The sequence below is a fragment of the Pseudomonas sp. PDM16 genome, from assembly GCF_014851865.1.
Lineage (GTDB): Bacteria > Pseudomonadota > Gammaproteobacteria > Pseudomonadales > Pseudomonadaceae > Aquipseudomonas.
Genome location: NZ_JACVAM010000003.1, coordinates 197,592 through 223,757 on the forward strand (window position 1 = coordinate 197,592; position 26,166 = coordinate 223,757).

General features: G+C 63.4%; 28 protein-coding genes. 9 read left to right on the plus strand and 19 right to left on the minus strand.

The features are described 5' to 3' along the window. The first annotated feature begins 40 nt into the window (after positions 1-40). Entirely contained in the window at positions 41-1,048 is a 1,008-nt protein-coding gene (gene yejK / locus IB234_RS12895; RefSeq protein WP_192318207.1) for a nucleoid-associated protein YejK, read from the plus strand. A 1-nt stretch (position 1,049) separates the two neighbouring features. Beyond that, on the plus strand, positions 1,050-1,385 hold the full coding sequence (locus IB234_RS12900; RefSeq protein ID WP_192318209.1) for a glutaredoxin family protein: 336 nt from the start codon (positions 1,050-1,052) through the stop codon (positions 1,383-1,385). An 18-nt stretch (positions 1,386-1,403) separates the two neighbouring features. On the opposite strand, the gene IB234_RS12905 is transcribed toward IB234_RS12900, so the two are convergent. The 3 genes from IB234_RS12905 to IB234_RS12915 all read right to left on the minus strand — a co-directional run bounded on the left by IB234_RS12905 (position 1,404) and on the right by IB234_RS12915 (position 3,217). Further along, the gene (locus tag IB234_RS12905) at positions 1,404-2,339 is read right to left on the minus strand and encodes a glutathione S-transferase family protein (RefSeq protein ID WP_192318211.1); all 936 of its coding nucleotides are present in this window, start codon (positions 2,337-2,339) and stop codon (positions 1,404-1,406) included. Between the two features lie 66 nt (positions 2,340-2,405). After that, complete coding sequence (locus IB234_RS12910) at positions 2,406-2,705, minus strand: GIY-YIG nuclease family protein (RefSeq protein WP_192318213.1); 300 nt, start codon at positions 2,703-2,705, stop codon at positions 2,406-2,408. A 41-nt stretch (positions 2,706-2,746) separates the two neighbouring features. Next, the gene (locus IB234_RS12915; protein ID WP_192318216.1) at positions 2,747-3,217 is read right to left on the minus strand and encodes a nuclear transport factor 2 family protein; all 471 of its coding nucleotides are present in this window, start codon (positions 3,215-3,217) and stop codon (positions 2,747-2,749) included. Positions 3,218-3,313: 96 nt separating this feature from the next. Between IB234_RS12915 and IB234_RS12920 the strand changes: the two genes are divergently transcribed. After that, positions 3,314-4,273: a GlxA family transcriptional regulator gene (locus IB234_RS12920; RefSeq protein WP_192318218.1), complete on the plus strand. Its 960-nt coding sequence runs from the start codon at positions 3,314-3,316 to the stop codon at positions 4,271-4,273. 52 nt (positions 4,274-4,325) lie between these two features. Here the strand turns inward: IB234_RS12920 and IB234_RS12925 are convergent, their stop codons facing one another. The 4 genes from IB234_RS12925 to IB234_RS12940 all read right to left on the minus strand — a co-directional run bounded on the left by IB234_RS12925 (position 4,326) and on the right by IB234_RS12940 (position 8,515). Further along, entirely contained in the window at positions 4,326-5,087 is a 762-nt protein-coding gene (locus IB234_RS12925; RefSeq protein ID WP_192318220.1) for an amino acid ABC transporter ATP-binding protein, read from the minus strand. 9 nt (positions 5,088-5,096) lie between these two features. Continuing rightward, a complete protein-coding gene (locus IB234_RS12930; RefSeq protein WP_192318224.1) occupies positions 5,097-6,194 on the minus strand; it encodes an amino acid ABC transporter permease in 1,098 nt (365 codons plus the stop codon). A gap of 10 nt (positions 6,195-6,204) precedes the next feature. Further along, complete coding sequence (locus tag IB234_RS12935) at positions 6,205-7,389, minus strand: amino acid ABC transporter permease (RefSeq protein ID WP_192318226.1); 1,185 nt, start codon at positions 7,387-7,389, stop codon at positions 6,205-6,207. 97 nt (positions 7,390-7,486) lie between these two features. Beyond that, positions 7,487-8,515 carry an amino acid ABC transporter substrate-binding protein gene (locus IB234_RS12940; RefSeq protein ID WP_192319080.1) on the minus strand — a complete coding sequence of 343 codons (1,029 nt, stop codon included), beginning with the start codon at positions 8,513-8,515 and terminating at the stop codon, positions 7,487-7,489. 391 nt (positions 8,516-8,906) lie between these two features. On the opposite strand from IB234_RS12940, the gene IB234_RS12945 reads away from it, so the two are divergent. From IB234_RS12945 to rhlB, 4 genes are all read left to right on the plus strand, one after another. Next, the gene (locus IB234_RS12945) at positions 8,907-9,566 is read left to right on the plus strand and encodes an alpha/beta hydrolase (protein WP_192318228.1); all 660 of its coding nucleotides are present in this window, start codon (positions 8,907-8,909) and stop codon (positions 9,564-9,566) included. 242 nt (positions 9,567-9,808) lie between these two features. Further along, positions 9,809-10,747 carry a GGDEF domain-containing protein gene (locus tag IB234_RS12950; protein ID WP_192318230.1) on the plus strand — a complete coding sequence of 313 codons (939 nt, stop codon included), beginning with the start codon at positions 9,809-9,811 and terminating at the stop codon, positions 10,745-10,747. A 100-nt stretch (positions 10,748-10,847) separates the two neighbouring features. After that, positions 10,848-12,008 (plus strand): dipeptidase, encoded by a 1,161-nt coding sequence (locus IB234_RS12955; protein ID WP_192318232.1) that lies wholly within the window; start codon positions 10,848-10,850, stop codon positions 12,006-12,008. An 87-nt stretch (positions 12,009-12,095) separates the two neighbouring features. Beyond that, positions 12,096-13,517 (plus strand): ATP-dependent RNA helicase RhlB, encoded by a 1,422-nt coding sequence (gene rhlB, locus IB234_RS12960; RefSeq protein WP_192318234.1) that lies wholly within the window; start codon positions 12,096-12,098, stop codon positions 13,515-13,517. Between the two features lie 52 nt (positions 13,518-13,569). On the opposite strand, the gene IB234_RS12965 is transcribed toward rhlB, so the two are convergent. The 6 genes from IB234_RS12965 to xerD form a co-directional block, all read right to left on the minus strand. Next, positions 13,570-13,872, minus strand: a complete 303-nt coding sequence (locus IB234_RS12965) for a ribbon-helix-helix domain-containing protein (protein ID WP_043308632.1) — start codon at positions 13,870-13,872, stop codon at positions 13,570-13,572. Between the two features lie 16 nt (positions 13,873-13,888). Then, on the minus strand, positions 13,889-14,455 hold the full coding sequence (locus IB234_RS12970) for a DJ-1/PfpI family protein (protein ID WP_192318236.1): 567 nt from the start codon (positions 14,453-14,455) through the stop codon (positions 13,889-13,891). A 138-nt stretch (positions 14,456-14,593) separates the two neighbouring features. After that, positions 14,594-16,003 (minus strand): threonine synthase, encoded by a 1,410-nt coding sequence (gene thrC, locus IB234_RS12975; RefSeq protein WP_192318238.1) that lies wholly within the window; start codon positions 16,001-16,003, stop codon positions 14,594-14,596. Positions 16,004-16,014: 11 nt separating this feature from the next. Continuing rightward, entirely contained in the window at positions 16,015-17,319 is a 1,305-nt protein-coding gene (locus IB234_RS12980; protein WP_192318240.1) for a homoserine dehydrogenase, read from the minus strand. A 110-nt stretch (positions 17,320-17,429) separates the two neighbouring features. Beyond that, positions 17,430-18,158: a DsbC family protein gene (locus IB234_RS12985; RefSeq protein WP_192318242.1), complete on the minus strand. Its 729-nt coding sequence runs from the start codon at positions 18,156-18,158 to the stop codon at positions 17,430-17,432. 168 nt (positions 18,159-18,326) lie between these two features. Then, entirely contained in the window at positions 18,327-19,223 is an 897-nt protein-coding gene (gene xerD / locus IB234_RS12990; RefSeq protein ID WP_192318244.1) for a site-specific tyrosine recombinase XerD, read from the minus strand. 77 nt (positions 19,224-19,300) lie between these two features. Between xerD and IB234_RS12995 the strand changes: the two genes are divergently transcribed. Further along, a complete protein-coding gene (locus IB234_RS12995; protein WP_192318246.1) occupies positions 19,301-21,103 on the plus strand; it encodes a cation:proton antiporter in 1,803 nt (600 codons plus the stop codon). Positions 21,104-21,129: 26 nt separating this feature from the next. On the opposite strand, the gene IB234_RS13000 is transcribed toward IB234_RS12995, so the two are convergent. The 6 genes from IB234_RS13000 to ffh form a co-directional block, all read right to left on the minus strand. Continuing rightward, positions 21,130-21,540, minus strand: coding sequence for an acyl-CoA thioesterase (locus IB234_RS13000; protein ID WP_043308639.1), 411 nt, complete (start codon positions 21,538-21,540; stop codon positions 21,130-21,132). A gap of 159 nt (positions 21,541-21,699) precedes the next feature. Continuing rightward, a complete protein-coding gene (gene rplS, locus IB234_RS13005; RefSeq protein ID WP_192318248.1) occupies positions 21,700-22,050 on the minus strand; it encodes a 50S ribosomal protein L19 in 351 nt (116 codons plus the stop codon). 39 nt (positions 22,051-22,089) lie between these two features. Further along, positions 22,090-22,833 carry a tRNA (guanosine(37)-N1)-methyltransferase TrmD gene (gene trmD, locus IB234_RS13010; protein ID WP_192318250.1) on the minus strand — a complete coding sequence of 248 codons (744 nt, stop codon included), beginning with the start codon at positions 22,831-22,833 and terminating at the stop codon, positions 22,090-22,092. Positions 22,834-22,861: 28 nt separating this feature from the next. Beyond that, entirely contained in the window at positions 22,862-23,395 is a 534-nt protein-coding gene (gene rimM, locus IB234_RS13015; RefSeq protein WP_192318252.1) for a ribosome maturation factor RimM, read from the minus strand. A 5-nt stretch (positions 23,396-23,400) separates the two neighbouring features. Beyond that, on the minus strand, positions 23,401-23,652 hold the full coding sequence (rpsP, locus tag IB234_RS13020) for a 30S ribosomal protein S16 (protein ID WP_021700306.1): 252 nt from the start codon (positions 23,650-23,652) through the stop codon (positions 23,401-23,403). A 134-nt stretch (positions 23,653-23,786) separates the two neighbouring features. Then, entirely contained in the window at positions 23,787-25,160 is a 1,374-nt protein-coding gene (gene ffh / locus IB234_RS13025) for a signal recognition particle protein (RefSeq protein WP_043308643.1), read from the minus strand. 143 nt (positions 25,161-25,303) lie between these two features. Between ffh and IB234_RS13030 the strand changes: the two genes are divergently transcribed. Further along, entirely contained in the window at positions 25,304-26,104 is an 801-nt protein-coding gene (locus IB234_RS13030) for an inner membrane protein YpjD (RefSeq protein WP_192318263.1), read from the plus strand. Positions 26,105-26,166: the final 62 nt, after the last annotated feature.

Genomic DNA, 26,166 nt, shown 5'->3' on the forward strand with positions numbered 1-26,166 from the left:
TCCTCGCCCTGTTCCCGCGAATCACCGAAGACCGATACCCATGCCGATCCGCCACTGCATCGTCCACCTGATCGACAAGAAGCCCGATGGCTCGCCCGCCGTGCTGCACGCCCGCGACTCCGAACTCGCCGCGTCTCAGGCCATGGAGAACCTGTTGGCCGACCTCAACGAGAGCTACAACGCCAAGCAAGGCAAGGCCTGGGGCCTGTTCCACGAAGAGTCCGGCGCCTACCCGTTCAGCGGCTGGCTGAAGGCCTACCTGGACGGCGAGCAGGACTTCACCGCTTTCAGCCGTCAGGCTGTCGAACAGCTGCAGAAGCTGATGGAAGAATCCAACCTGTCGACTGGCGGCCACGTACTGCTGGCCCACCACCAGCAAGGTATGACCGACTACCTGGCCATCGCCCTGCTGCACCACAGCGAAGGCGTGGCGGTGACCGAGGCGCTGGACGTGGCGCCGGCCAAGCACCTGGACCTCGGCCAGCTGCACCTGGCGGCACGCATCAACATCTCCGAGTGGCGCAACAACGCCCACTCCAAGCAGTACATTTCCTTTATCAAGGGCAAGAACGGCAAGAAGGTCTCGGACTACTTCCGCGACTTCATCGGCTGCCACGAGGGCGTGGATGCGCCGAGCGAGACGCGCACCCTGCTCAAGGCCTTCAGCGACTTCGTCGAGAGCGAGGACATGGCCGAGGAGCAGGCCCGCGCCAAGACCGAGACACTGGTCGACTACGCCACCAGCCAGGCCAAGATCGGCGAGCCGATTACCCTCGACGAGCTCTCCGGGCTGATCGACGAAGACCGCCCGCGCGCCTTCTTCGAGCATATCCGCAACAAGGACTACGGCATGGCCCCGGAATTTCCGGCGGACAAGCGCACCCTCAGCCAGTTCCGTCGCTTCACCGGCCGGGCCGAAGGTCTGTCGATCAGCTTCGAGGCCCACCTGCTGGGCTCGAAGATCGAATACGATGAGTCGCGCGACATGCTGATCATTCGCCAGGTACCCACCCAACTGAAGGACCAACTCAAGCGTCGCAAGGAGTGAGATGGGCAAGCGGATATTCGTGCTACTGGCGATTCTCGCCACCTGGCAACACTGGGACCGCATCGAGACCTTTCTCGGCCTGAAACCGACTCCGCAGGTGGCGGCGGCTGAGGCCGGGGTCGTGCTGTATGCCACCGCCTGGTGCGGTTACTGCGCCAAGACCCGCAGCTTCCTCGCCGAGGAAGGTATTCCCTATACCGAATTCGATATCGAGAAGTCCGCAGAAGGGCGCCGCGCCTACGATGCGTTGAACGGTCAGGGCATCCCGCTACTGACGGTGGGAAACACGGTGATCCGCGGCTACAGCCCGGAGGGTATCAAGGCGGCGCTGCGCTAGCGTCGCCCTGGTTCCTGCTTACAGCGCTTCGATACGGAAGCCCAGGCGCGGGAAATGCACATGTATGACGCCCGCGCGCTCATCCTCGCGGCGCAGGATCAGCTCCTCGGCGCCGGCGAACACCAGTTCACCCTCCACCGGATCGACGCCATAGTCGGTTGCGGCGATCTTCACCCGCTGGCCGGCCTGGAAGCCATTGGGCTCGGCGAACTGCTCGTCCGGCAAAGCCGCCGGGGTCGCCGCGCGAGCGATCTCGATAGCCTCTTCTGCACTCAACGCACTGGACGCTCCATGGCCAAAGCCCAGCACGCGGCCAAGCCAGGCACTGACATTGGGATAAGCATCGACCAACGGCGCGGTGACCGGCGTGCCCTTGAGGAACCACAGGCAGTGGGCCAGGGAGAAGTCAGCCACAGATGGCTCGCCGAACAGAAAGTCGCCCTGCTCACGCGCCAGCTGCTGCTCGACGCGGGCCATGATGCTCGGCCAGTTGTGCTTGGCCACGTCGGCCGGAATGCGCGTCGCGGTACCGCCACTGAACAGCCCGGCGCGGTCGGCGATGAAGGCCTTGACCGCTTCTGGTGGCAGCTTGGCAAAGCGCAGTGCCACGGATTCGGGCTGGAACACCAGGCTCACGGCATGCTGGAACACCACCGAGTCGACCCATTGGGCGAAGCTGGCGACGACGAATTCCAGGCCTTCCGGGAACAGCGCCGGAACACTCTTCTCGGCCTCCAGGCGACGGGCGATCAGCGCAGTGTCGCAATAAATATCAGCGCCGATCTGCAGCACCGGGGTCTTGCGGTAGCCGCCAGTCAGCGCGGTCAGGTCGGGCTTGGGCATCACCGGCGGGATCATCACCGAACGCCAGGACAGCTGCTTGAAGCCCAGCAGCAGGCGCGCCTTCTCGGCGAACGGTGAAGTCGGGTAGTGGTGCAGGATCAACTCGTGCATGGCGGGCTCCGCGTCGGTGGCAGTGAAGGGGCAGCTTAACGCCCGGGCAGGCAATGGCCTACCCGATCAGACTGATTGCTCGCTATCACTTCCCTGCATGGTGCAACTCTGCACCAGGCGCTCCTTGGCGACCTTGGCCAGCGCCTTGATCGCCCGCTCACGACGCAGCGCAGCACTTTTGTCCGCACAGATCTCGGTGTACACCAGCGCCTGCGCCGGGCTGGAGTAAAAGAAGCGCGCGCCCTTGCCGCTGCGATGCTGCTCGAAGCGCCGCTGCGGATCGTCGCTGATGCCGCAGTACAGCGCGCCGTTCTCGGCACGCACCAGGTAGACGGACCAGGGCTTGGCAGGTGGTGTATCGGTCATGGCTCGGCAGCGCAAATACAGGGCCGCAGAGCTTACGTCAGTCAGCGCCCGGCCTGCCAGGCGCGCAGCCCGCCCATGGCCTGCTTGCGGATAGCGTTCTGCACCGGCGCCAGCCAGCCGAGCAGCACACCCTTGGCGCCCAGGGCCTGGCGGGACCAGCGCCACAGATCGAAGCGGTCGCGGTGCTCGACGATCTTGCCGCCCTCGAAGCGGAAGCTGGCCTCGATATGGTTCTCCACCATGCGCCCGGTCTGACTAAACAGGTAGGTCGCCACCCAGCGCGCGCGGCCCTGGCGATCATCCGCCTCCAGCACCTCGTAGGTCAGGGAGAACTGCTTGGCGCGGGAGCAGAGCATGCGCCACATATCGCCGGCGTCCGCGCCCTTGAGATCGCGAAATACCGGGTCGGAGAACTCGATGTTGTCGGCGTAGCAAGCGGCCATGGCCTCGGCATCCTGGCGCTGGAAGGCCTGGTAGAAACGGTCGATCAGTTCGGCATTGGGGTGGGCCATGGCAACGCTGCTCCGGGTTGTGATGGGCAGAGTATGGTCGCGCGAACGACGGCCGGCGATTGGCGATACAGACAACTTTGTGTCAATAATCGCCAGATGATCCGCATCGCTCTCTACATCTGCCCGCAAACCGTGCTCTCCAGCCTGAGCATGGCCGATGACGCCTTCCGCCTGGCCAACCAAATGGCCGGCGAGGCACTGTTCGAACTGCAACGGGTCAGCGCTGACGGTCAGCCGGTGCAGCTCGGCTATGCACAGCTGCGCGTGGACGGGGACCTGAACCTGGCCGAACGCACCGACCTGCTGCTGATCCCCGCCACCGGCAGCGCGCTGGACCGCACCCTGGAGCACAACGCCGCCCTGCTCGCCTGGCTGGCCACTCGCCCGCAGCACCAACAGCTCGCCAGCCTGTGCAGCAGCGCCTGCCTGCTGGCCGCCTCCGGCGTGCTGGACGGTCGCCGCGCCACTACCCATTGGGCCCTGGCGGACAGCTTCCGCCAGCGCTTCCCGAAGGTGCGCCTGCAGATCGACCAGTTATTCACCGAAGACGACAACCGCTTCTGCTCCGGCGGCGCCCAGGCCGGTCTCGATCTGTGCCTGCACCTGATCGCCGTGCATGGCGGCGACTGGCTGGCCCAGCGCGTGGCCGGCGCCCTGGTGGTGGAGCGCGAGCGCGGCGGCCAGAGCCGCTTCGCCCCGTTGCTGCCGATGGCCGGGCAGGACGACCCGCTGATCGCCCCGCTGCTGCGCTGGCTGCAGCAGCACCACGCCCAGGCCATCGACCTGGCGCTGCTGGCCGAGCGCGCCAACTGTTCCACCCGCACCCTGCTGCGCCGTTTCAAAGCGGCCACCGGACTGACACCCAACGACTACCTGCAGCGCCTACGCATCAGCGCCGCGCAAAGCGCCCTGCGCAACCCGGTGCGCTCACTGGAACAGGTCGCCGCCCAGGTCGGCTACGCCGACCGCGCCACCTTCGCCAAGCTGTTCAAGCAGCTCTGTGGCGAGACGCCGGGGGCCTTCCGCAAGCGCCTGCGCCAGCCGCTCACCGAATAACGCACAAAGAAAAAGGAGCCTGAAGGCTCCTTTTTCTTTAGCGCAGCACAGATCAGTGCAGGATCTGTCCGAGGAACAGCTTGGTCCGCTCATTCTGCGGGTTGTCGAAGAACGTGTTGGGCTCGTTCTCTTCGACGATCTCACCGCGATCCATGAAGATCACCCGGTTGGCCACGGTACGGGCGAAGCCCATCTCGTGGGTCACGCAGAGCATGGTCATGCCATCCTGGGCCAGGCCGATCATGGTATCGAGCACTTCCTTGACCATTTCCGGATCGAGGGCCGAGGTCGGCTCGTCGAACAGCATGATCTTCGGCTTCATGCACAGGGCGCGGGCGATAGCCACGCGTTGCTGCTGACCACCGGAGAGCTGACCCGGGTACTTGTGCGCCTGCTCGGGAATGCGCACGCGCTCGAGGAAGTGCATGGCGATCTCTTCGGCCTTGCGCTTGGGCATCTTGCGTACCCACATCGGCGCCAGGGTGCAGTTCTGTAGCACAGTCAGGTGCGGGAACAGGTTGAAGTGCTGGAACACCATGCCCACTTCGCTGCGGATCGCCTCGATGTGCTTGAGGTCGCTGGTCAGCTCGGTGCCGTCGACGATAATGCGCCCCTGCTGATGCTCCTCCAGACGATTGATGCAACGGATGGTCGTGGACTTGCCGGAACCCGACGGACCGCAGAGGACGATGCGCTCACCCTGCTGCACATTGAGGTTGATGTCCTTGAGCACATGGAACTGGCCGTACCACTTGTTCACGCCTTGCAGCTGAATGATCGGCTCGGCGCTGGTCTGCTTGTTTGCTTCAGTCATAAATGGCTCCTAACGCTTGTGGCCGGTGTCCAGCTTGCGCTCCAGGCGCATGGAATAGCGGGACATGCCGAAACAGAAAATCCAGAACACCAGGGCGGCGAACACGTAGCCCTCGGTAGCCATGCCCAGCCAGGCCGGATCAGTGGTGGCTTGCTTGATGCTGTTGAGCAGGTCGAACAGGCCGATGATGATCACCAGGCTGGTGTCCTTGAACAGGGCGATGAAGGTATTGACGATGCCGGGGATCACCAGCTTGAGCGCTTGCGGCAGGATCACCAGACCCATGGTTCTCCAGTAGCCCAGGCCCATGGCCGCAGCGGCCTCGTACTGCCCCTTGGGAATGGCCTGCAGACCACCACGCACCACTTCGGCAATGTAGGCGGACTGGAACAGGATCACCCCGATCAGGGCCCGCAGCAGCTTGTCGAAGCTGAGGCCTTCCGGCAGGAACAGCGGCAACATCACCGAGGACATGAACAGCACGGTGATCAGCGGAACACCACGCCAGAACTCGATGAAGGTCACACAGATCACCCGAATCGCCGGCATCTTCGAACGCCGGCCCAGGGCCAACATGATGCCCAACGGCAACGCGCCGGCAATGCCGACAGCGGCGATCACCAGGGTCAGCATCAGGCCGCCCCACTGGCTGGTGGACACCTCGGACAGGCCGAAGAAACCACCGTGCAGCAGCCAGAAGGCCACCAGCGGGTACACGATCAGGAAGACCAGGCCATACACGGCTTTGCGCGGCATGGCCGGGATGAACAACGGCGCTGCACCGATCACAGCCAGCCACACGGTCAGGTCAACGCGCCAGCGCAGCTCTTCCGGGTAGAAACCGTACATGAACTGGCTGAAGCGCTCCTTGATGAACACCCAGCAGGCGCCCTCACTGGTGCAGTCGGCCCGGGTAGTGCCGGTCCAGTCAGCCTGGAAGATCGCCCACTTCAGCAACGGCGGCACGATCAGCCAGACCAGGTAGATGGCCAGCAGGGTCAACAGGGTGTTGAACCAGCTGGAGAACAGGTTGGACCGCAGCCAGCCGACAACCCCCACGCTCATGCGGGGTGGCGGCAGGCTGGGGCGAAATTGATGAACTTCCATGCGCTTCTCCTTACCGCTCGATCAGCGCGATGCGCTTGTTGTACCAGTTCATCAGGATCGAAATGCTGATGCTGATGGCCAGATACACACTCATGGTGATGGCGATGGCCTCAATGGCCTGGCCGGTCTGGTTCAGGGTCGTTCCGGCGAACAGCGAGACCATGTCCGGATAGCCGATACCGGCGGCCAGCGACGAGTTCTTCGCCAGGTTCAGGTACTGGCTGGTGAGCGGTGGAATGATCACGCGCAGGGCCTGCGGAATGATCACCAGGCGCAGGGTCTTGCCGGCCGGCAGGCCGAGAGAGCGGGCCGCCTCGGTCTGGCCGTGGCTGACCGCCTGGATACCGGAACGCACGTTCTCCGCGATGAAAGCGGCGGTATACACGGTCAATGCCAGGGTCAGAGCCATCAGCTCCGGAATCAACACCCAGCCGCCCCGGAAGTTGAAGCCCTTGAGCTCTGGTACTTCCCAGTGGAAGGGATCACCAAACACCAGCATGGCCAGTCCCGGCAACGCGACGACCAGCACCAGGCTGGAGATCAGCGTCGGGAATCCCTTGCCGGTAGCCTCGAAGCGCTGACGCGCCCAGCGCGCCATTACCCAGATTGCCGCCAAGGCGATGATCACGGCAATGAAGAACGGCCAGAAGCCCTCGGCGATGGTCGGAGACGGCATGTTCAGGCCGCGGTTGCTGAGGAAGAAGGCGTCGCCGATGCTGATCCCCTGGCGCGGACCGGGCAGCGGCAGGAAGACAGCGAAATACCAGAAGAAGATCTGCAGAAGCGGCGGGATGTTGCGGAACGTCTCGATATAGACGGTGGCCAGCTTGCTGATCAGCCAGTTGGGCGACAGCCGCGCCACGCCGAGAATGAAACCAAGCACAGTGGCCAGCACGATGCCGATGCCGGACACCAGCAGGGTGTTGAGCAAACCGATGACGAAGACGCGACCGTAGCTGTCGCTCTCCTGGTAATCGATCAGATGCTGGGAAATACCGAAGCCGGCGCTCTGCTCGAGGAAGCCGAAGCCCGAGATGATCCCGCGCTGCTGCAGGTTGTGCTGGGTGTTGTGGAACAGGTACCAGCCGATCGCCACGACGACGATGACCGCGATGATCTGGAATAGCCAGCCGCGCACCTGCGGGTCGGTCCATACCGACGAGCGCGGGCGCGAAATATTGGCAGGATTTTGCATAGTGGCCCTCATGGAAACTCCGCGCCCATGGATTGCGGCGCGGAGTTCACGAACTCAGAAACACCATCGCCCCATGAAGGGGCGATGGCAGAGGCGATCAGCGCACCGGCGGTGCGTACTGCATACCACCTTTGTTCCACAGGGCATTGAGGCCGCGTTCGATCTTCAGCTCGCTATCGGCACCGACGTTGCGATCAAATATCTCGCCGTAGTTGCCGACCTGTTTGACGATCTGCACCGCCCAATCCTTCGGCAGCTTGAGGTCCTTGCCGAAATCACCCTCGGCGCCCAGCAGACGGGCGATGTCCGGGTTCTTGGTGGACTTGGCCATTTCTTCCACATTGGCGGAAGTCACGCCCAGTTCCTCGGCGTTCAACTGAGCGAACAGGGTCCAGCGCACGATATCGAACCACTCCTCGTCACCCTGACGCACGGACGGGCCGAGCGGTTCCTTGGAGATCACTTCCGGCAGAACGACGTAGTCGTCCGGCGCGGCCAGCTTGATGCGCTGGGCGTAGAGCTGCGACTGGTCGGAGGTCAGCACATCGCAACGGCCGGACTCCAGGGACTTGGCGCTCTCGTCGGAGGTATCGTAGGTGATGGGGGTGTACTTCAGGCCATTGGCACGGAAGTAGTCCGACAGGTTCAGCTCGGTAGTGGTACCGGCCTGGATGCACACGGTGGCGCCGTCCAGTTCCTTGGCGCTGGAGACGCCGAGTTTCTTGCTGACCAGGAAGCCCTGACCGTCGTAGTAGGTCACGCCAGTGAAGTTCAGGCCCATGGCCGCATCGCGCGAGCTGGTCCAGGTGGTGTTGCGCGACAGCATGTCGACTTCGCCGGACTGCAGCGCGGTGAAGCGCTCCTTGGCGGTCAGCGGGCTGTACTTGACTTTGGAGGCATCGCCGAATACAGCGGCGGCAACGGCGCGGCACACGTCCACGTCGATACCCAGGTAGTTGCCCTTGGCATCGGCGTAGGAGAAACCAGGCAAGCCGTCGCTGATACCGCACTGCACGAAACCTTTCTTCTTCACCGCATCCAGGGTCGCACCAGCATGAGCAAAACCGCTCACACCGAGTACCGCAGCCGTGGTCAGTACTGCCAGAGTGGATTTCACCATCTTCATCAAAACCTCCAAGTGTTCTTGTTTGGTCATGTCTCGGTCCTGCCGCCGTACCCTTGTGAGGCACGTTCGATCCCGCCAACATGGCGTAACCGACCGGGGTGCGAACCTGAAAGAGTCTAGATGCCGATCCGCAGACCGGCGAATTGAGTACTTCCATCTCCGTAGTGTTACGGGAAAAAGACACAGCAGATTTTGTCCGACATTCGCCATCAGGCGCCCCCGCCGGACCGGCTAGCTAAAGCAAGGGGCGTACCAGACGAGTCCAGGAAGATAATTTCACGATGGTCAAGAGCAATTTTTCTAGCCGTGCGACATGTTCTTACGTGATTGGCTCACTGGGTATTTCCTGGGGTTGCTCAAAAATGAACATTCGCACCAATTTGGAGCAAACATGCAAACACCGCTGATACTCGAGCCCTCTCAAGCCGCAGATTCTTGCGTAATCTGGTTACACGGGCTGGGAGCCGACCGCTACGACTTCGAGCCCGTGGCCAAAATGCTGCAACAACAGCTATCCAAGACCCGTTTCGTTCTTCCCCAGGCACCGACGCAGCCGGTCACCATCAATGGCGGATGGGCCATGCCCAGCTGGTACGACATCCTTGCAATGAATCCGGCACGCGCGATCAGCATGGAGCAGATGGAAACTTCGGCCCAGACGGTGATCGGGCTCATCGAAAATCAGCGTGATGGAGGCATCGATCCGGCTAGGATCATTCTCGCGGGCTTCTCTCAGGGCGGCGCCGTTGTTTATCACACTGCCTTTCTGCGCTGGCAGGGGCCGTTAGGCGGTCTGATGGCACTGTCCACTTACGCGCCGACCTTCACTGACGACCTGCAGATCGAGGAGTCTCGCCGCAAACTGCCCGTTCTGTGCCTGCATGGCAGCCAGGATCAGGTGGTATTGCCGCACATGGGGAGAGCTGCCCATGACGCGCTAGCCCGCCTCGACGTACCGGTCACCTGGCACGAGTATCCGATGGGCCATGAAGTGATGATGGAGGAGATCCAGGATATCGGCGCCTGGCTCAAGCAGGTATTGAACGCCTGAGATCCGCGTCAAAACTTCGTCTCGGCATCGTTGCCTTCTCAGCCAGGCACCACTTCAAGTCAAGAGACTGACGAGTGACCGAGGCCTGTCCTTCGCCAGCGACCGCCGGTCGGTCGCTGGCTGCGCCAGCATTGCGCAGCCGCTAGAACGCGGCATATGGTCACGGCAAGGTATTCGCCCTGCAACAGGGAGTGTTATTGCGATATGCCCATTCATAGCAGCCAGTCTCATTCATACCCACGATGAGAAGTGCGCCCTGGCAGCAGGATCTTCAGCAGATCCGTCGACTGCGACTGTTCCAGAACGTCGCCGCCAGCAGCCTGCAACAATTGCTGCAGGAGTTCTGCGCCTGCAGGCTGGACAGTAGCGAGATCCTGCTTTCCCCCTTCAATCGCAATCAGCACCTCTATCTGCTGCTGGAGGGAGAACTCAAGGTCTATCTGGGTTCTCTGGACAATCAGCCGGTCAGCACTCTTCGGCCAGGAGAATGCGCAGGAGAGATCAGCTTCATCGACAACGATCGCCCTTCGGCCTACGTGGTTGCCACCCAGCCGTCTCTGGTGCTGCGCCTGCACCGCGAATCACTGCTGAAGCTTTCCGACCAGTCGCCCGAGCTGATGCAGAATCTGCTGGAGCTGCTCTGTGATCGGGTGCGCAAGGGCAACCGAATCATTCTCGACAGCGAACAGAACGCCAATGTCGACATCCTCACCGGCTGCTTTAACCGACGCTGGCTGGAGCACGTCTTCGAGCGGGAAAGCACCCGTTGCGCCTTCAACGGCCAGCCGCTGAGCATGCTCATGCTCGACGTCGATCACTTCAAGGCCTACAACGACCAGCACGGCCACCTGGCGGGTGACTATGCGCTGTGCCTGGTGGCGCACACCCTGCGCAACCAGTTACGCCCCAAGGACAGCATGGTGCGCTACGGTGGCGAAGAGTTCGTCATCCTCCTGCCAGAGCTGGATGCCGCAGAAGCACGAACGATTGGCGAGCGACTGCGCCAGAGCCTGGAACAGGTGGGTTCCTTCTATTCCCCAGTGGGAATATTGCCTGGCGTCACGATCTCCATCGGCCTCGGTCAGATGCAGAGCAGGGATGGGCTGGAAAGCCTCATAGCACGCGCCGATGCTGCGCTGTACAAGGCCAAGGAGCAAGGTCGCAACCAGTTGTTCGGCTGACCGCCACGCCAAACACCCGGGTGATTCCGCCACACCATCGTCACTCACCCACTCGGCTTGCTAGAGTTCGGCGCATAACAACAACGACCGGATGTTCCTCATGCGCAAGCTGCTGCTCGCCCTATTGATCCTCGTGCCCATCGGTGCGGGAATCTTCTTCACCATTCCCTCCCTGCTTGATCGCAAGATGAACGCCGTGGCCACTTCGGCCCCCTATCCGGCCAGCGACAAGGCCGAGAAACTGCACCAGACCCTGTTCGTCGCCGACCTGCACGATGATGCGCTGCTTTGGCAGCGTAACCTGCTGCAGCGCCATGACTATGGCCACTCCGACCTGCCACGACTGCTCGAAGGCCATGTTGGCCTGCAGGTATTTTCCACCGTCACCAAGACTCCGCGCGGCATCAACTACGAGAGCAATGGCGCCGACAGCGACAACATTACCGTGCTGGCCATGGCCCAGCGCTGGCCACGGGCAACCTGGGGCAGCCTGCTCGAACGAGCGCTTTATCAAGCCGACAAGCTGAAGCAGGCCGTCGCCGGCAGCGAAGGCCGCATGGTGCTGATCCACAACCGCGGCGAGCTGGTCCGCTACTTGGAGGACTGGCAACGCGACCCGCAACGCCTGGCCACCGTGCTCGCCAGCGAAGGCCTGCAGCCCATCGAGGGCAAGCTGGATAACATCGACCGTCTGTACGACGCGGGCTTTCGCATCGCCGGCCTGACCCACTTCTTCGACAACGAAGTCGGCGGCTCCGCCCACGGCCTGAATAAAGGCGGGCTGACGCCGCTGGGCCGCCAGGTGATCACCCGCCTGGAAGAGAAGCGCATGCTGGTCGACCTGGCCCATGCCTCCAAGCCGCTGATCGATGACGTGCTGGCCATGGCCAAGCGACCTGTGCTGGTCTCCCACACCGGCGTCGCCGGCACCTGCCCCGGCCCGCGCAACCTCACCGACGATCATCTCCAGCGCATCGCTGCCACCGGCGGGGTGATCGGTATCGGCTACTGGGACGCTGCCGTCTGCGAAACCAATGTCGGTGCCATCGTCCGCGCCATCCGCTATGCCGTGGATAAGGTCGGCGTGAAGCATGTGGCACTGGGCTCCGACTTCAACGGCACCATCCGCGCTCCATTCGACACCACCGGCCTCGCCCAGATCACCGAGGGCCTGCAGCGCGCAGGCTTCAGCGATGCCGACATCGCCGCGATCATGGGCGGCAACGTACGCGACCTGCTCCTGGCCAGCCTCCCCGATTGACCGGCCGTAACCCGCGCGGCACTTCGCCGCGCGGGCATCTTGCTTTACACTGACGACCGTTCATTCCTTGACCAATACGAGACGGCCGTGCTCAAAGCACTCAAGAAAATCTTCAGCAAGGGCGAAGCCGAACAGCCCGCCAGCAGCATTCCCGCCACGCCCTCCAGCTCCCCCGCCCAACAGCGCGGGCAGCGCGATGCCAAGCCGAAGCAGGCCAACGAGCCTCGTCCGTCCAAGGACGCCAAGCCACGCGCCGAAAAGCCGCGCCGCGAGCGCCCGGCCAAGCCGGTGGATACCTGGAAGCTGGAGGACTTCGTGGTCGAACCGCAGGAAGGCAAGACGCGCTTCCACGACTTCAAGCTGGCCCCCGAGCTGATGCACGCCATCCACGACCTCGGTTTCCCTTACTGCACGCCGATCCAGGCCCAGGTCCTCGGCCACACCCTGCGTGGCAAGGACGCCATCGGCCGCGCCCAGACCGGCACCGGCAAGACCGCCGCCTTCCTCATCTCCACCATCACCCAGCTGCTGCAAACCCAGGTGCCGAAAGAGCGCTACATGGGTGAGCCGCGCGCGCTGATCATCGCGCCGACCCGCGAGCTGGTGGTGCAGATCGCCAAGGACGCCGAGGCCCTGACCAAGTACACCGGCCTCAACGTCATGCAGTTCGTCGGTGGCATGGACTTCGACAAGCAGCTCAAGCAGCTCGAGTCGCGCTACTGCGACATCCTGGTCGCCACTCCCGGCCGCCTGCTGGACTTCAACCAGCGCGGCGAGGTGCACCTGGACATGGTCGAGGTGATGGTGCTGGACGAAGCCGACCGCATGCTCGACATGGGCTTCATCCCGCAGGTACGCCAGATCATCCGCCAGACCCCGATGAAGGGCGACCGCCAGACCCTGCTGTTCTCCGCCACCTTCACCGAAGACGTGATGAACCTGGCCCGCCAGTGGACGGTGAACCCGGCCATCGTCGAGATCGAGCCGGAAAACGTCGCCAGCGACACCGTCGAGCAACACGTTTACGCCGTGTCCAGCCAGGACAAGTACAAGCTGCTGTACAACCTAGTGACGCAAAACGACTGGCAGCGGGTGATGGTGTTCGCCAACCGCCGCGACGAAGTACGGCGCATCGAGGAGAAGCTGATCCGCGACGGCGTCAGCGCCGCGCAGATGTCCGGCGACGTACCGCAGCACAAGCGCATCAAGACTCTGGAAGGCTTCCGCGAAGGCAAGATCCGCGTGATGGTCGCCACCGATGTCGCCGGCCGCGGCATCCACGTCGACGGCATCAGCCACGTGATCAACTTCACCCTGCCGGATGTACCGGACGACTACGTACACCGCATCGGTCGTACCGGCCGCGCCGGCGCCAGCGGCACCTCGATCAGTTTCGCCGGCGAGGACGATGCCTATGCACTGCCGCCGATCGAAGCCCTGCTGGGCCGCAAGATCAATTGCGAGATGCCGCCGGAAGAGCTGCTCAAGCCGGTGCCGCGCAAGCACTGATTGGCAGCCAATAAAAAGCCCGCTCGACGCGGGCTTTTTTATGGGCGCTAACCTAGCGCGACTGCACCAGACTGAGCACCTCGGCGCTCGGCTGCGGGCGCTGCGCCAGAAAACGCGTGCAGCTGACGCGCAGGAACGAGGCGAAGTTGACCACCTCGCCACGGTAGTCCATGACCTCCTCGTACAGCTTGGTGATCAACTGGTTGGTGGTCATGCCGTCAACCTCGGCGATCTCGCGCAGGATGTCCCAGAACTGATTTTCTAAACGCAGGGTGGTGACCACCCCGCGAATGCGCAGGGAGCGCGAGCGCGACTCGTAGAGGATCGGATCGGCCTTTACATACAGCTCGCACATGCCCTGCTCTCCTCTCTCAGCCCAGCACTTTCAGGAACGCCGCCAACCAGGCCGGATGCGCCGGCCAGGCCGGAGCGGTGACCAGGTTGCCATCGACGTGGACGCCATCCATCGGCACTTCCACGTACTCGCCACCAGCCAGGCGCACTTCCGGCGCGCAGGCCGGGTAAGCGCTGCAGCCGCGGCCCTTGAGCACGTCGGCGGCGGCCAGCAGCTGGGCGCCGTGGCACACCGCGGCGATCGGCTTGCCGGCCTTGGCGAAGGCCTGCACCAGGGCGATCACCTCAGCATTCAGACGCAGGTATTCGGGGGCACGGCCACCGGGAATCAGCAGGCCATCGTAGGCCCCTTCCGTGACCTTGGCGAAGTCGAAGTTGAGGGCGAAGTTATGCCCCGGCTTCTCGCTGTAGGTCTGGTCGCCCTCGAAGTCGTGGATCGCGGTGCGCACGCTCTGCCCGGCGCTCTTGCCGGGGCAGACCGCATGCACGGTGTGGCCGACCATCTGCAGGGCCTGGAACGGCACCATGGTCTCGTAGTCTTCGACGTAGTCGCCGACCAGCATCAGGATCTTCTTCGCCGTCATGACAGCAGCCTCCTCTGTGAATGTGGCGCCAGTCTGCGCCGCCTCACCCGAGCCAGGGTAACAGCTGGCTACTACAGGGCCATGCGCCGCCCATAAAAAAACCCCGCACCAGGCGGGGCTCTTCATCACGGCGCAGCCTTACAGCGGCTTGCCGCGATTGCCGTGGACGGCGACGAACTGTTGTACGGTCTTCAGGTCGTTGGCCAGCACGGTGCAGCGCTCATCGCGCTGGAACAGGTCGGTCAGGTGCGGCGGCAGGGCCGGAACCGCGTCGATGCCGGCCTTCTCCACCGCTTCCGGGAACTTGACCGGATGCGCGGTACCCAGGGTGACCATCGGCACCGCCAGGCTGCGACGGCACTCGCGAGCGGCACGCACGCCGATGGCGGTGTGCGGGTCGAGCAGCTCGCCGCACTCCTGGTACACCTCGGCGATGGTCTCGCAGGTCTGCTCGTCGTTGACGGCCAGCGAGTCGAACAGCTTGCGCGCCTCGGTCCAGCGGTCCTCCTCGACACTGAAACCGCCGCCCAGCTTGAAGTTGTCCATCAGGCTGGCGATGGCAGCGCCGTTGCGGCCGTGCAGGTCGAACAGCAGGCGCTCGAAGTTGGACGAGACCATGATGTCCATGGAGGGCGACAGGGTCGGGTGCAGGGTGTCCTTGACGTACTGATTACCGCTCATGAAGCGGTGCAGGATGTCGTTGCGGTTGGTCGCGACGATCAGTTGGCTGATCGGCAGGCCCATGTTGCGCGCGAGATACCCGGCGAAGATGTCGCCGAAGTTGCCGGTCGGCACCGAGAACGCGATGGAACGCGCCGGGCCGCCCAGCTGCAGGGCTGCGTGGAAGTAGTAGACGATCTGGGCCATGATCCGCGCCCAGTTGATCGAGTTGACCGCCACCAGACGGGTGCCCTTGAGGAAGCCCTGGTCGGCGAAGCTGGCCTTGACCATCTCCTGGCAGTCGTCGAAGTTGCCTTCGATGGCGATGTTGTGGATGTTCTCGCCGAGGATGGTGGTCATCTGCCGGCGCTGCACCTCGGACACACGGTTGTGCGGGTGCATGATGAAGATGTCGACGTGCTCGCAGGCCTTGCAGCCTTCGATGGCGGCCGAACCGGTGTCGCCGCTGGTGGCGCCCATGATCACCACGCGCTCGCCGCGCTTGCTCAGCACATGGTCGAGCAGGCGGCCGAGCAGCTGCAGGGCGAAGTCCTTGAAGGCCAGGGTCGGGCCGTGGAACAGCTCCAGCACCCACTCGTTGCCGTTGAGCTGGCGCAGCGGCGCCACGGCGTTGTGGGCGAACACGCCGTAGGTTTCTTCGAGGATCTTTTTGAAGTCGGCGTCCGGAATGCTGCCGGTAACGAACGGGCGCATCACGCGGAAAGCCAGCTCGTGGTAAGGCAGGCCGGCCCAGGAGGCGATCTCTTCCTGGGTGAAACGCGGCAGGTTTTCCGGAACGTAGAGGCCGCCGTCGCTGGCCAGGCCGGCGAGCAGGACGTCTTCGAAGTTGAGGGCCGGGGCCTGGCCGCGGGTGCTGATATAACGCATGACTTTCTACCTCAGACCAGTTGCTCGACGCGGATACGCACGACTTTGCCGACCACGTCTGCCAGCCCTTCGAGGGCGGCGATGGCGTTGTCGATGCGCGACTCGATGACCCGGTGGGTGACCAGGATCATCGGTACCAGACCGTCTTGCTCTTCGGCCTCTTTCTGCATGATCGATTCAATGTTGATGCCACGCTCGGACAGGATACTCGCCACCTGTGCCAGTACGCCCGGATGGTCCTTGGCATGGATCCGCAGGTAGTAGGCACTCTCGCTCTCAGCGATCGGCAGGATCGGGTGATCGCTCAGGGCATCCGGCTGGAAGGCCAGGTGAGGCACGCGGTTGGTCGGATCGCTGGTCAGGGCACGCACCACGTCGACCAGATCGGCCACCACGGCGGACGCGGTCGCGTCCATGCCGGCGCCGGCGCCGTAGTAGAGGGTAGAACCGGAAGCGTCGCCATTGACCATTACTGCGTTCATCACGCCGTTGACGTTGGCGATCAGGCGGTCGGCCGGGATCAGGGTCGGGTGCACGCGCAGCTCGATGCCAGCCTCGGTGCGGCGAGCCACGCCGAGGTGCTTGATGCGGTAGCCCAGGGCCTCGGCATAGTTCACGTCGGCGCTGGTCAGCTTGCTGATGCCCTCGGTGTAGGCCTTGTCGAACTGCAGCGGGATGCCGAAGGCGATGGAGGCGAGGATAGTCAGCTTGTGGGCGGCGTCGATGCCTTCCACGTCGAAGGTCGGATCAGCCTCGGCATAGCCCAGGGCCTGAGCCTCCTTCAATACGTCCTCGAAGGCACGGCCTTTCTCGCGCATCTCGGTGAGGATGAAGTTGCCGGTACCGTTGATGATGCCGGCCAGCCAGTTGATACGGTTACCGGCCAGGCCCTCGCGGATCGCCTTGATCACCGGGATGCCACCGGCCACGGCGGCCTCGAAGGCGACGATGACGCCCTTCTCGCGGGCCTTGGCGAAGATCTCGTTGCCGTGCACGGCGATCAGCGCCTTGTTGGCGGTGACCACGTGCTTGCCGTTCTCGATGGCCTTGAGCACCAGCTCGTGGGCCAGGGTGTAGCCACCGATCAGCTCGATGACCACGTCGATTTCCGGGTTGTTGGCCACGTCGAAAATGTCGGCGGTGATGGGGGTGGCACCGGTTTCACACTTCGGGTTGGGGCGACGAGCGGCAATCTGCGCAACTTCGATTCCACGCCCGGCACGGCGGGCAATCTCCTCGGCGTTACGCTTGAGTACATTGAAGGTACCGCCACCGACGGTACCCAACCCACAGATGCCCACTTTCACCGGTTTCACGTTGTTTTCCCCATCTGCCTACACGAAGCGGCCGGGGCGAACCCCGGCCACACAAAAGAGCCGCACTTTACGAAGCGCCAGATCACAGGTCAATCAGGCCTGCAGGCCTATTACTTGGACTGCAGCGCGGCTTCTGCCAGTTGTGGCGCGGGCTGGTAGCCCGGAATCAGATCGCCGTTCCCCATCACGACGGCTGGCGTGCCGTTGACGCCGATCATCTGGCCCAACTCGTACTGCTTGGCCACCGGGTTGTCGCAGGTGGCAGCCGGCAGATCTTGCCCCAGCTTGGCCTTGTCCATGGCGGCCTGACGGTCCTTGGCACACCAGACGCTGACCAAGCTGTTGTAGCCATGGCTACCGATACCCTGGCGCGGGAAGGCGACATAGCGTACCTCGATACCGCGCCGATTGAGCTCCGGCACCTCGCTGTGCAGCTTCTGGCAGTAGCCGCAGTCGGTATCGGTGAACACTGTGATATGCGCCTTCGCCGGCTCTTTGGGCGAGAAGACCACCATCTCGCTGATGGGAATGGCGTTGATTTCCTTGGCTACACCCTTGCTTTCAGCCTGGCGGGTCAGGTTGACCGCATCACCGTTCTTGTACTGATACAGGTTGCCCTGCATCAAGAACTGCCCATCGGCACTCGCGTAGAGCAGGCGGCCGCCCTTCAGATGCACTTGGTAGAGGCCGGTCATCGGGCTCTCGGAAATAGCCTCGATAGGCATGTCCGGTTGCAGCGTCGTCAGGGTGGCGCGAATCGACTGATCAGGATCGGCAGCCAGTGCAACGGATGCGGCAAGGCCGAGCACGGCACCGCCCAGAATACGAAAAACAGACATGAAGCACTCCTGTGGTGATGTTCAAGCCTACCACAGCATGGCGGCACGGCCGACTCCAGACGCCAGGCGGAAGTACCTGCAAACCGGCAGGCAGCAATACAACCATTGCATGAGATCAGCCCACAAAAGTCCGATGAACCGCTCCAGGCCAGAACACCGTTTGCCTGATCACCCCCTCGGGTGATGTTGCGCATGAAGGTCCTGCAGACGTGCACGGGCAATATGGGTGTAGATCTGCGTAGTCGAAAGGTCGCTATGGCCCAGCAGCATCTGCACCACGCGCAGGTCGGCACCATGGTTGAGCAGGTGGGTAGCGAAGGCGTGACGCAGGGTATGCGGCGAGAGCGGCTTGAGAATGCCCGCCACCTTGGCCTGGTGCTTGATGCGGTGCCAGAAGGTCTGCCGGGTCATCTGTTCGCCACGCAGGCTGGGAAACAACACGTCGCTGGGCTTGCCGTCGAGCAGGAAGGGTCGTGCCTCGCGGGTATAGCGCTCGACCCAGGTGATGGCTTCCTCGCCCAGCGGCACCAGGCGCTCCTTGCTGCCCTTGCCGAACACCCGCAGCACGCCCTGGCGCAGATTGACCTGTTCCAGGGTCAGCGACACCAACTCGGTCACGCGCAGACCGCAAGCATACAGGACCTCGAGCATGGCGCGGTCGCGCAGGCCAATCGGGTCCTCCAGCTCCGGCGCCGCCAGCAGCGCCTCGACGTCGGCCTCGGACAGCGACTTGGGCAGCGGCCTGCCGAGCTGCGGCAGCTCCACCTGCAGGGTCGGGTCTTCGCCGATCAGGCCCTCGCGCAGCAGGTAGCGATAGAAGCCGCGTAGCCCCGATAGCAGGCGCGCCGTGGAACGCGCCTTGTAGCCCTGCTCCAGGCGCCAGCCAAGGTGATCGAGGATGCTCTCGCGCCCAGCGTGCTGCAGTTCGCCGCCACGCGCCTGCAACCAAACGTGGAAGTGGCCGAGATCGCTGCGGTAGGCGGAACGCGTGTGCGGCGACAGGCCCTTCTCCAGCCACAAGGCATCAAGAAAGCGGTCGATCAGGGGGTGGTCTAGGACAGGCATCGAAGCACTTTGAACGGAAGAAACTCGGGCTAGTCTTCCATAGCCTCCCCCGCCTTCACCAGAGATAAGGACTCCTGATGAGCGAAACCCACATCCTGCTCGGTCTCGGCGGCATAGGTGCCGCCGCGCTGCTCAGCCAATGGCTGGCCTGGCGCCTGCGCCTGCCGGCAATCCTCTTCCTGCTGCTCTGCGGCATCGGCGCAGGCCCAGTGCTGGGCTGGCTGCAGCCGGAGCAGCTGTTCGGCCCACTGCTGTTCCCGCTGGTCTCGCTGTCGGTAGCGATCATCCTGTTCGAGGGCAGCCTGACCCTCAAGCTCGCCGAATGGCGCGAAATCGGCAGCGTCGTGCAACGCATGGTGACCATTGGCGCCCTCGCCACCTGGATAGTGATCACCCTGAGCACCCACTACCTGCTGAACTTCCCCTGGGACATGGCAGTGCTGTTCGGTAGCCTGACCCTGGTCACCGGCCCGACGGTGATCGTGCCCATGCTGCGGGTCATGCGCCCCAATGCCGCGGTGGCCAACATCCTGCGCTGGGAAGGCATCGTCATCGATCCCATCGGCGCGTTGCTGGCGGTGGTGGTGTTCAGTTTCATCGTCAGCCAGGACGGCCATGGCGGCGCCGTGAGCGCAGGCCTCTCGACCTTCGCCGCGGTGATTGCCTGCGGCTGCCTGCTGGGTGCAGCCGGTGGCTGGCTGTTCGGCGTTACCCTGCGCCGCCACTGGCTGCCGGAATACCTGCAGAACCTGGCAGCCCTGGCGGCGGTGCTGGGCATCTTCATCGCCGCCAACCTGCTGGTCAGCGAGTCCGGCCTACTGGCGGTGACGGTGATGGGCATGTGGCTGGCCAACATGCGCGGCGTCGATGTGCAGCACATCCTGCACTTCAAGGAAAACCTCAGCGTGCTGCTGATCTCTGGCCTGTTCATCCTGCTCGCCGCGCGCCTGGACCTGGATGCCCTGATCGCCCTCGGCCCGATCACCCTGGCGGTACTGGCGATCATCCAGCTGATCGCCCGCCCGCTGTGCGTGGCCCTGAGCACCACCGGTTCAAGCCTGAACTGGCGCGAGCGCGCCCTGCTGTCCTGGATCGCCCCGCGCGGCATCGTGGCGGCGGCGGTCTCGGCCATCTTCGCCGAACGCCTGGTGCACCACGGCTACAGCCAGGCGCACCTGCTGGTGCCACTGACCTTCCTGGTGATCATCGGCACCGTGGTACTGCAGAGCGCCACCGCACGCCCGCTGGCCCATCTGCTCAAGGTCTCCGAGCCATCTCCGCGCGGCTTTCTGATCATCGGCGCCAACCCGCTGGCCAAGGCGGTCGGCAAGGCCCTGCAACAGCGCGAACAGCGCGTGCTGTTGACCGACTCCAGCTGGGAGAACATCAGCGCCGCGCGCATGGACGGCCTGCCCGTCTATTTCGGCAACCCGGCTTCGCAGCATGCCGACGCCCACCTGGACATGGTCGGCCTCGGCCAGCTGCTCGCCCTGTCGCCCTCCAGCGAACAGAACAGCCTGGCCTGCACGCGCTTTCGCCCGGACTTCGGCAAGGCCAATCTGTACTACCTGCCGAGCCAGCGCGAACAGCGCCTGAGCGAAAAGCACCGAACCAGCGACAAACACCGCGGCCAGCCACTCGGCTACCCGTCGCAGACCTACGGCCAGCTGGCCAGCGCCCTGGCCCGTGGCGCCGAGATCCGCAGCACCACGCTATCGGAGAGCTTCACCTGGGAGCACTACCGCAGCCTGCACGGCGACGCCGCCACCCTGCTGATGGCCTTCGATACCCGCGGCTGGTTCCACATCGCCAGTGCCACGCTGGACTTCACCCCTGGGCCGGGCTGGACCCTGCTCGCCCTGATCGACGCCGAGGAATGAAAAAGGCGCCTCGCGGCGCCTTCTCCTTACTCGATGCCCGGCAGAACCGGCACCGGCTTCTTGTCGTCGCCGATGGCGACGAAGCTGAACACGCCGCTAATGGCCTTCTCACGATCGCCGCAGTACATGCCCTCGACGTACACCTCGACCTCGACCTTGAGGCTGGTGTTGCCCACGGCGATCACCCGGCCAATCAGCTCGACCAGCGAGCCGGCGGGAATCGCATGCTTGAAGTCGATGCGGTCGCTGGACACGGTCACCAGCGGCAGGCGGCAGAAGCGCGTGGCGGCAATGAAGGACACTTCGTCCATCCAGGCCAGCGCGGTGCCGCCGAACAGGGTGTTGTGATGGTTGGTGGTCGGCGGGAACACCGCCTTGACGACGCGGGTTTCCGACAGCTCGGTACGGCGCTGGATCTCTTGCTCTCTGGGGGTCATGCCACTACTGCTCCAAGGGAATGTGGCCGCCTGTGCCGCGCTCTTGTCTTTGTTGTCACGCTGCCCGTACGGCAGGGCTCGGAACCCGTCGGTCAGCGGGCCCCGAAAACGAAAAAAGCAGCCCGGAGGCTGCTTCTTTCAGGTCGGAAGACCGTCCTATCAGGACAGTTTTTCCTTGATACGAGCTGCCTTGCCGGACAGGTCGCGGAGGTAGTACAGCTTGGCCTTGCGCACATCGCCGCGACGCTTGACGCTCAGGCTGTCGATCAGCGGAGAGTAGGTCTGGAAGGTACGCTCAACGCCAACGCCGTTGGAGATCTTACGCACGGTGAAAGCGCTGTTCAGGCCGCGGTTACGCTTGCCGATTACCACGCCTTCGAAGGCCTGCAGACGCGAACGGTCGCCTTCCTTTACCTTCACCTGAACGATGATGGTGTCACCCGGGGCGAAAGCCGGGATTTCTTTGTTCATCTGCTCGGCTTCGAGCATCTGGATAATTTTGTTGGTCATGCTGCGCTCCTAAGACAGACTCGGTCTGCCATCGATACGTTAACTATCGTCCCGCTGGCGGATGTACTCCTCCAGCAGCTTCTTCTCTTCTCCAGAAAGCGAGCGGCTATCCAGAAGATCGACACGGCGTTCCCAGGTTCGCCCGAGGGCTTGCTGCAGGCGCCAGCGCCGGATGTGTTCATGGTTGCCGCTAAGCAGCACGTCCGGAACACGCTTGCCTTCGTACACCTCAGGTCGGGTGTAGTGCGGGCAATCGAGGAGGCCATCGCTGAACGAGTCCTCCTCGGCGGAATCTGCATGCCCGAGCGCACCCGGGAGCAGCCGCGTAACAGCATCAATCAGCACCATCGCCGGAAGCTCACCGCCGGAGAGGACGTAATCGCCGATCGACCATTCCTCATCGACATGCGTCTCGATGAAACGCTCGTCGATGCCTTCGTAGCGGCCGGTGATGAGAATCAGCGCCTGCTCGCTAGCCAGTTCACGAACCCCCTGCTGAGACAGCTGGCGGCCTTGCGGCGACAGGTAGATGACCTTCGCCGTCTCCCCGGCAGCCGCCTTGGCCGTAGCCAGTGCAAGCTCCAGGGGCTTGATCTTCATCACCATGCCGGGGCCGCCGCCGAAAGGGCGATCGTCCACTGTCTGATGACGGTCGTCGGTGAAATCGCGTAGCTGGTGGCAGTTCAACTGCAACAAGCCCTGCTTCACTGCACGACTGGTAATACCGTACTGACTAATGGCGGCGAACATCTCCGGGAAGATGCTGATGACTTCGACACGCATGGCACTCGCTCGGGCAAGAGCCTGGGGCTCAGAAATCCGCGTCCCAGTCGACCCGCATCTCGCCGGCGGCCAGATCGATCTGCTGTACGCACTGCTCGGTATAGGGCAGAAGGCGCTCGCGATCATCCAGGCTGCCCGGACAGGGCTTGACCACCATCACATCGTTGGAGCCGGTTTCCAGCAGGTGATCGAGGCGCCCGAGCAATTGCCCTTGCAGATCAATCACCTTCAGTCCTTCCAGCTGGTGCCAGTAGAACTCGCCGTCATCCAGGTCGGGGAGCAGTGCACGCGGCACGCATATCTCGAACCCCGCGAAGGTACGTGCTACCTCGCGATCATCGAGCCCCTTGAGCTTGGCCACCAGAACTTTGCCCTGGAGGCGACCGCTGACCAGCTCCACCTGCTTGACCTCACCCTCGCGCTTGAGCGTCCAGGGGTTGTAATCGAGCAGGTTGTCGATCGGGTCGGTGAAGGAATAGATCTTCACTTCCCCACGCACGCCGTGCACCGAAGTGATCTTGCCGAGGACGATCAGGTCCTCAGCGGACGGCGTAGCGTTCATATTGCTTAGGCAGCAGCCTTGGCAGCTTCCTTCAGCAGCTGAGCAACGCGCTCAGACGGCTGGGCGCCCTGGCTCAGCCAGTAGGTAGCGCGCTCTTGGTTCACGGAGAGCTTCACTTCGGCACCAGTGGCAACCGGGTTGAAGAAACCGATGCGCTCAACAAAGCGACCGTCGCGCGCATTGCGGCTGTTGGTCACGGTCAGGTGGTAGAAGGGGCGCTTCTTGGAGCCGCCACGAGCAAGACGGATGGTTACCATTGAACTTCGTTCCTGTAATCGGTGCTAACTAAAAGGCACACACTTTAATGGGCCTAGGCCCGAAAGGCCGCATATTCTAAGGATTATCCGGCCGTTTGCAAATTTCTTTTTCGGGCCATCCATCGGCCCCGGGCTCACAGCTTCGGCAGCCCGCCCGGCATCATGCCACCAAGGCCGCGCATCATCTTGGCCATGCCGCCCTTGGCGGTGAATTTCTTCATCATTTTCTGCATCTGCTTGTGCTGCTTGATCAGCCGACCGACATCCTGCACCTGAGTGCCGGAGCCGAGGGCGATGCGGCGCTTGCGCGAGCCACTGATGATTTCAGGATCGCGACGTTCGGACGGCGTCATCGAATCGATGATCGCCTCCATCTGCTTGAACTGTTTCTCCGCCGCGCCCTGAGCACCGCCCATCTGCGACAGGTTGACCCCGCCGATGGACGGCAGCTTGTCCATCAGGCCGCCGAGGCCACCCATGTTCTTCATCTGCTGCAGCTGGTCGCGGAAGTCTTCGAGGTCGAAGCCCTTGCCCTTCTTCAGCTTCTTGGTGAGCTTCTCGGCCTTCTCGCGGTCGAGAGTCTGCTCGGCCTGTTCGATCAGGCTGAGCACGTCGCCCATGCCGAGGATGCGCGAGGCGATGCGGTCCGGGTGGAACGGCTCCAGCGCCTCGCTCTTCTCACCCATACCGATGAACTTGATCGGCTTGCCGGTGATGTGACGCACGGACAGCGCAGCACCGCCACGGGCGTCACCGTCGACCTTGGTCAGCACCACGCCGGTCAGCGGCAGCGCGTCGCCGAAGGCCTTGGCGGTGTTGGCGGCGTCCTGGCCGGTCATGGCATCGACCACGAACAGGGTCTCTGCAGGGTTGATCGCGGCGTGCACGGCCTGGATCTCGGCCATCATCTCGGCATCGATGGCCAGGCGGCCGGCGGTGTCGACGATGACCACGTCAATGAACTTCAGCTTGGCCTCGGCAATTGCCGCCTGGGCGATGGCTACCGGCTTCTGGCTGATGTCGGAGGGGAAGAAGGTCACACCAATGTCGCTGGCCAGGGTTTCCAGCTGCTTGATCGCCGCCGGGCGGTAGACGTCCGCAGACACCACCATCACCGTCTTCTTCTTACGCTCCTTAAGGAAGCGTGCCAGCTTGCCGGCGGTAGTGGTCTTACCGGCGCCCTGCAGGCCTGCCATCAGCACCACGGCCGGCGGCGTCACAGCCAGGCTGAGGTCTTCGTTGGCCGCGCCCATCAGCTCTTCCAGCTCGGCGCGGACGATCTTCACGAACGCCTGGCCCGGAGTCAGGCTCTTCGACACCTCGGTGCCGACCGCACGTTCCTTGACCTTGTTGACGAAGTCCTTGACCACCGGCAGGGCGACGTCGGCCTCGAGCAGAGCCATGCGCACTTCGCGCAGGGTGTCCTTGATGTTGTCCTCGGTCAGCTTGGCCTTGCCGGTGACATGGCGCAGCGTCTGTGACAGGCGGTCGGTTAGGTTCTCGAACATGCGCGATCCTTTGAGCAGGGTGCTTACAGCAAGCCGCGGAGTATAACGAACTGACCGAGCCGCCGACACCGCCGGCGGTCTTTCGTGAAACGCTTCTTATGTGCCACACTCACGGCCTTTCGGGCCCAGCCATACACGGATTTATGCACCCTCTGCTGCCCAGTCTCGCCGCCGCCGGCCTGTATGCCGGCGCCACCCTCTACCAGGGATTACGCTTCGGCCGCCGTCAGGCGCCGGACAAACGCCTGCTTGGTCTGCTCGGGGCCCTGGCCCTGATCGCCCACGCGCTCAGCCTGAATTTGCAGCTGCTGCCCGGCATCGGCCTCAACCTGGACTTTTTCAACGCCTCCAGCCTGATCGCTTGCGCGGTCATAGCGCTGACCCTGCTCGGCTCAGCACGCATCCCGGTGGAGAACCTACTGTTGCTGCTGTTCCCGCTGGGCGCGCTGACGGTGCTGCTGGCAGAGTTCGTGCCGGGCGGCACCAGCCAACCGATCAACGAGGCACCGGGCATCCTCGCCCATATCCTGCTGTCGATCCTCGCCTATGGCCTGCTGACCATCGCCATGTTCCAGTCGCTGCTGCTGTCGCTGCAGGACCACCAGCTCAAGCACAAACACCCATCGGGCCTGATCCGCAACTTCCCGCCGCTGCAGACCATGGAGAGCCTGCTGTTCGGCTTCCTTTGGGCAGGCTGGCTGCTGCTGTCGCTATCGCTGCTGTCCGGCTGGCTGTTCGTCGACAACCTGCTGGCCCAGCATCTGGCGCACAAGACTCTGCTGTCGTGCCTGGCCTGGCTGGTGTTCGCCGTGCTGTTGTGGGGTCGCCACCAGCTTGGCTGGCGCGGGCACAAGGCAATCCGCTGGACCCTGGCCGGCTTCTGCCTGCTGATGCTGGCCTATTTCGGCAGCAAACTGGTCCGCGAATTCATCCTGCATATCTGACCCATGACACTCGCCCCCTATGAGTGGTGGCTCGGCACGGCGGCGCTGCTGATCGGCGGCCT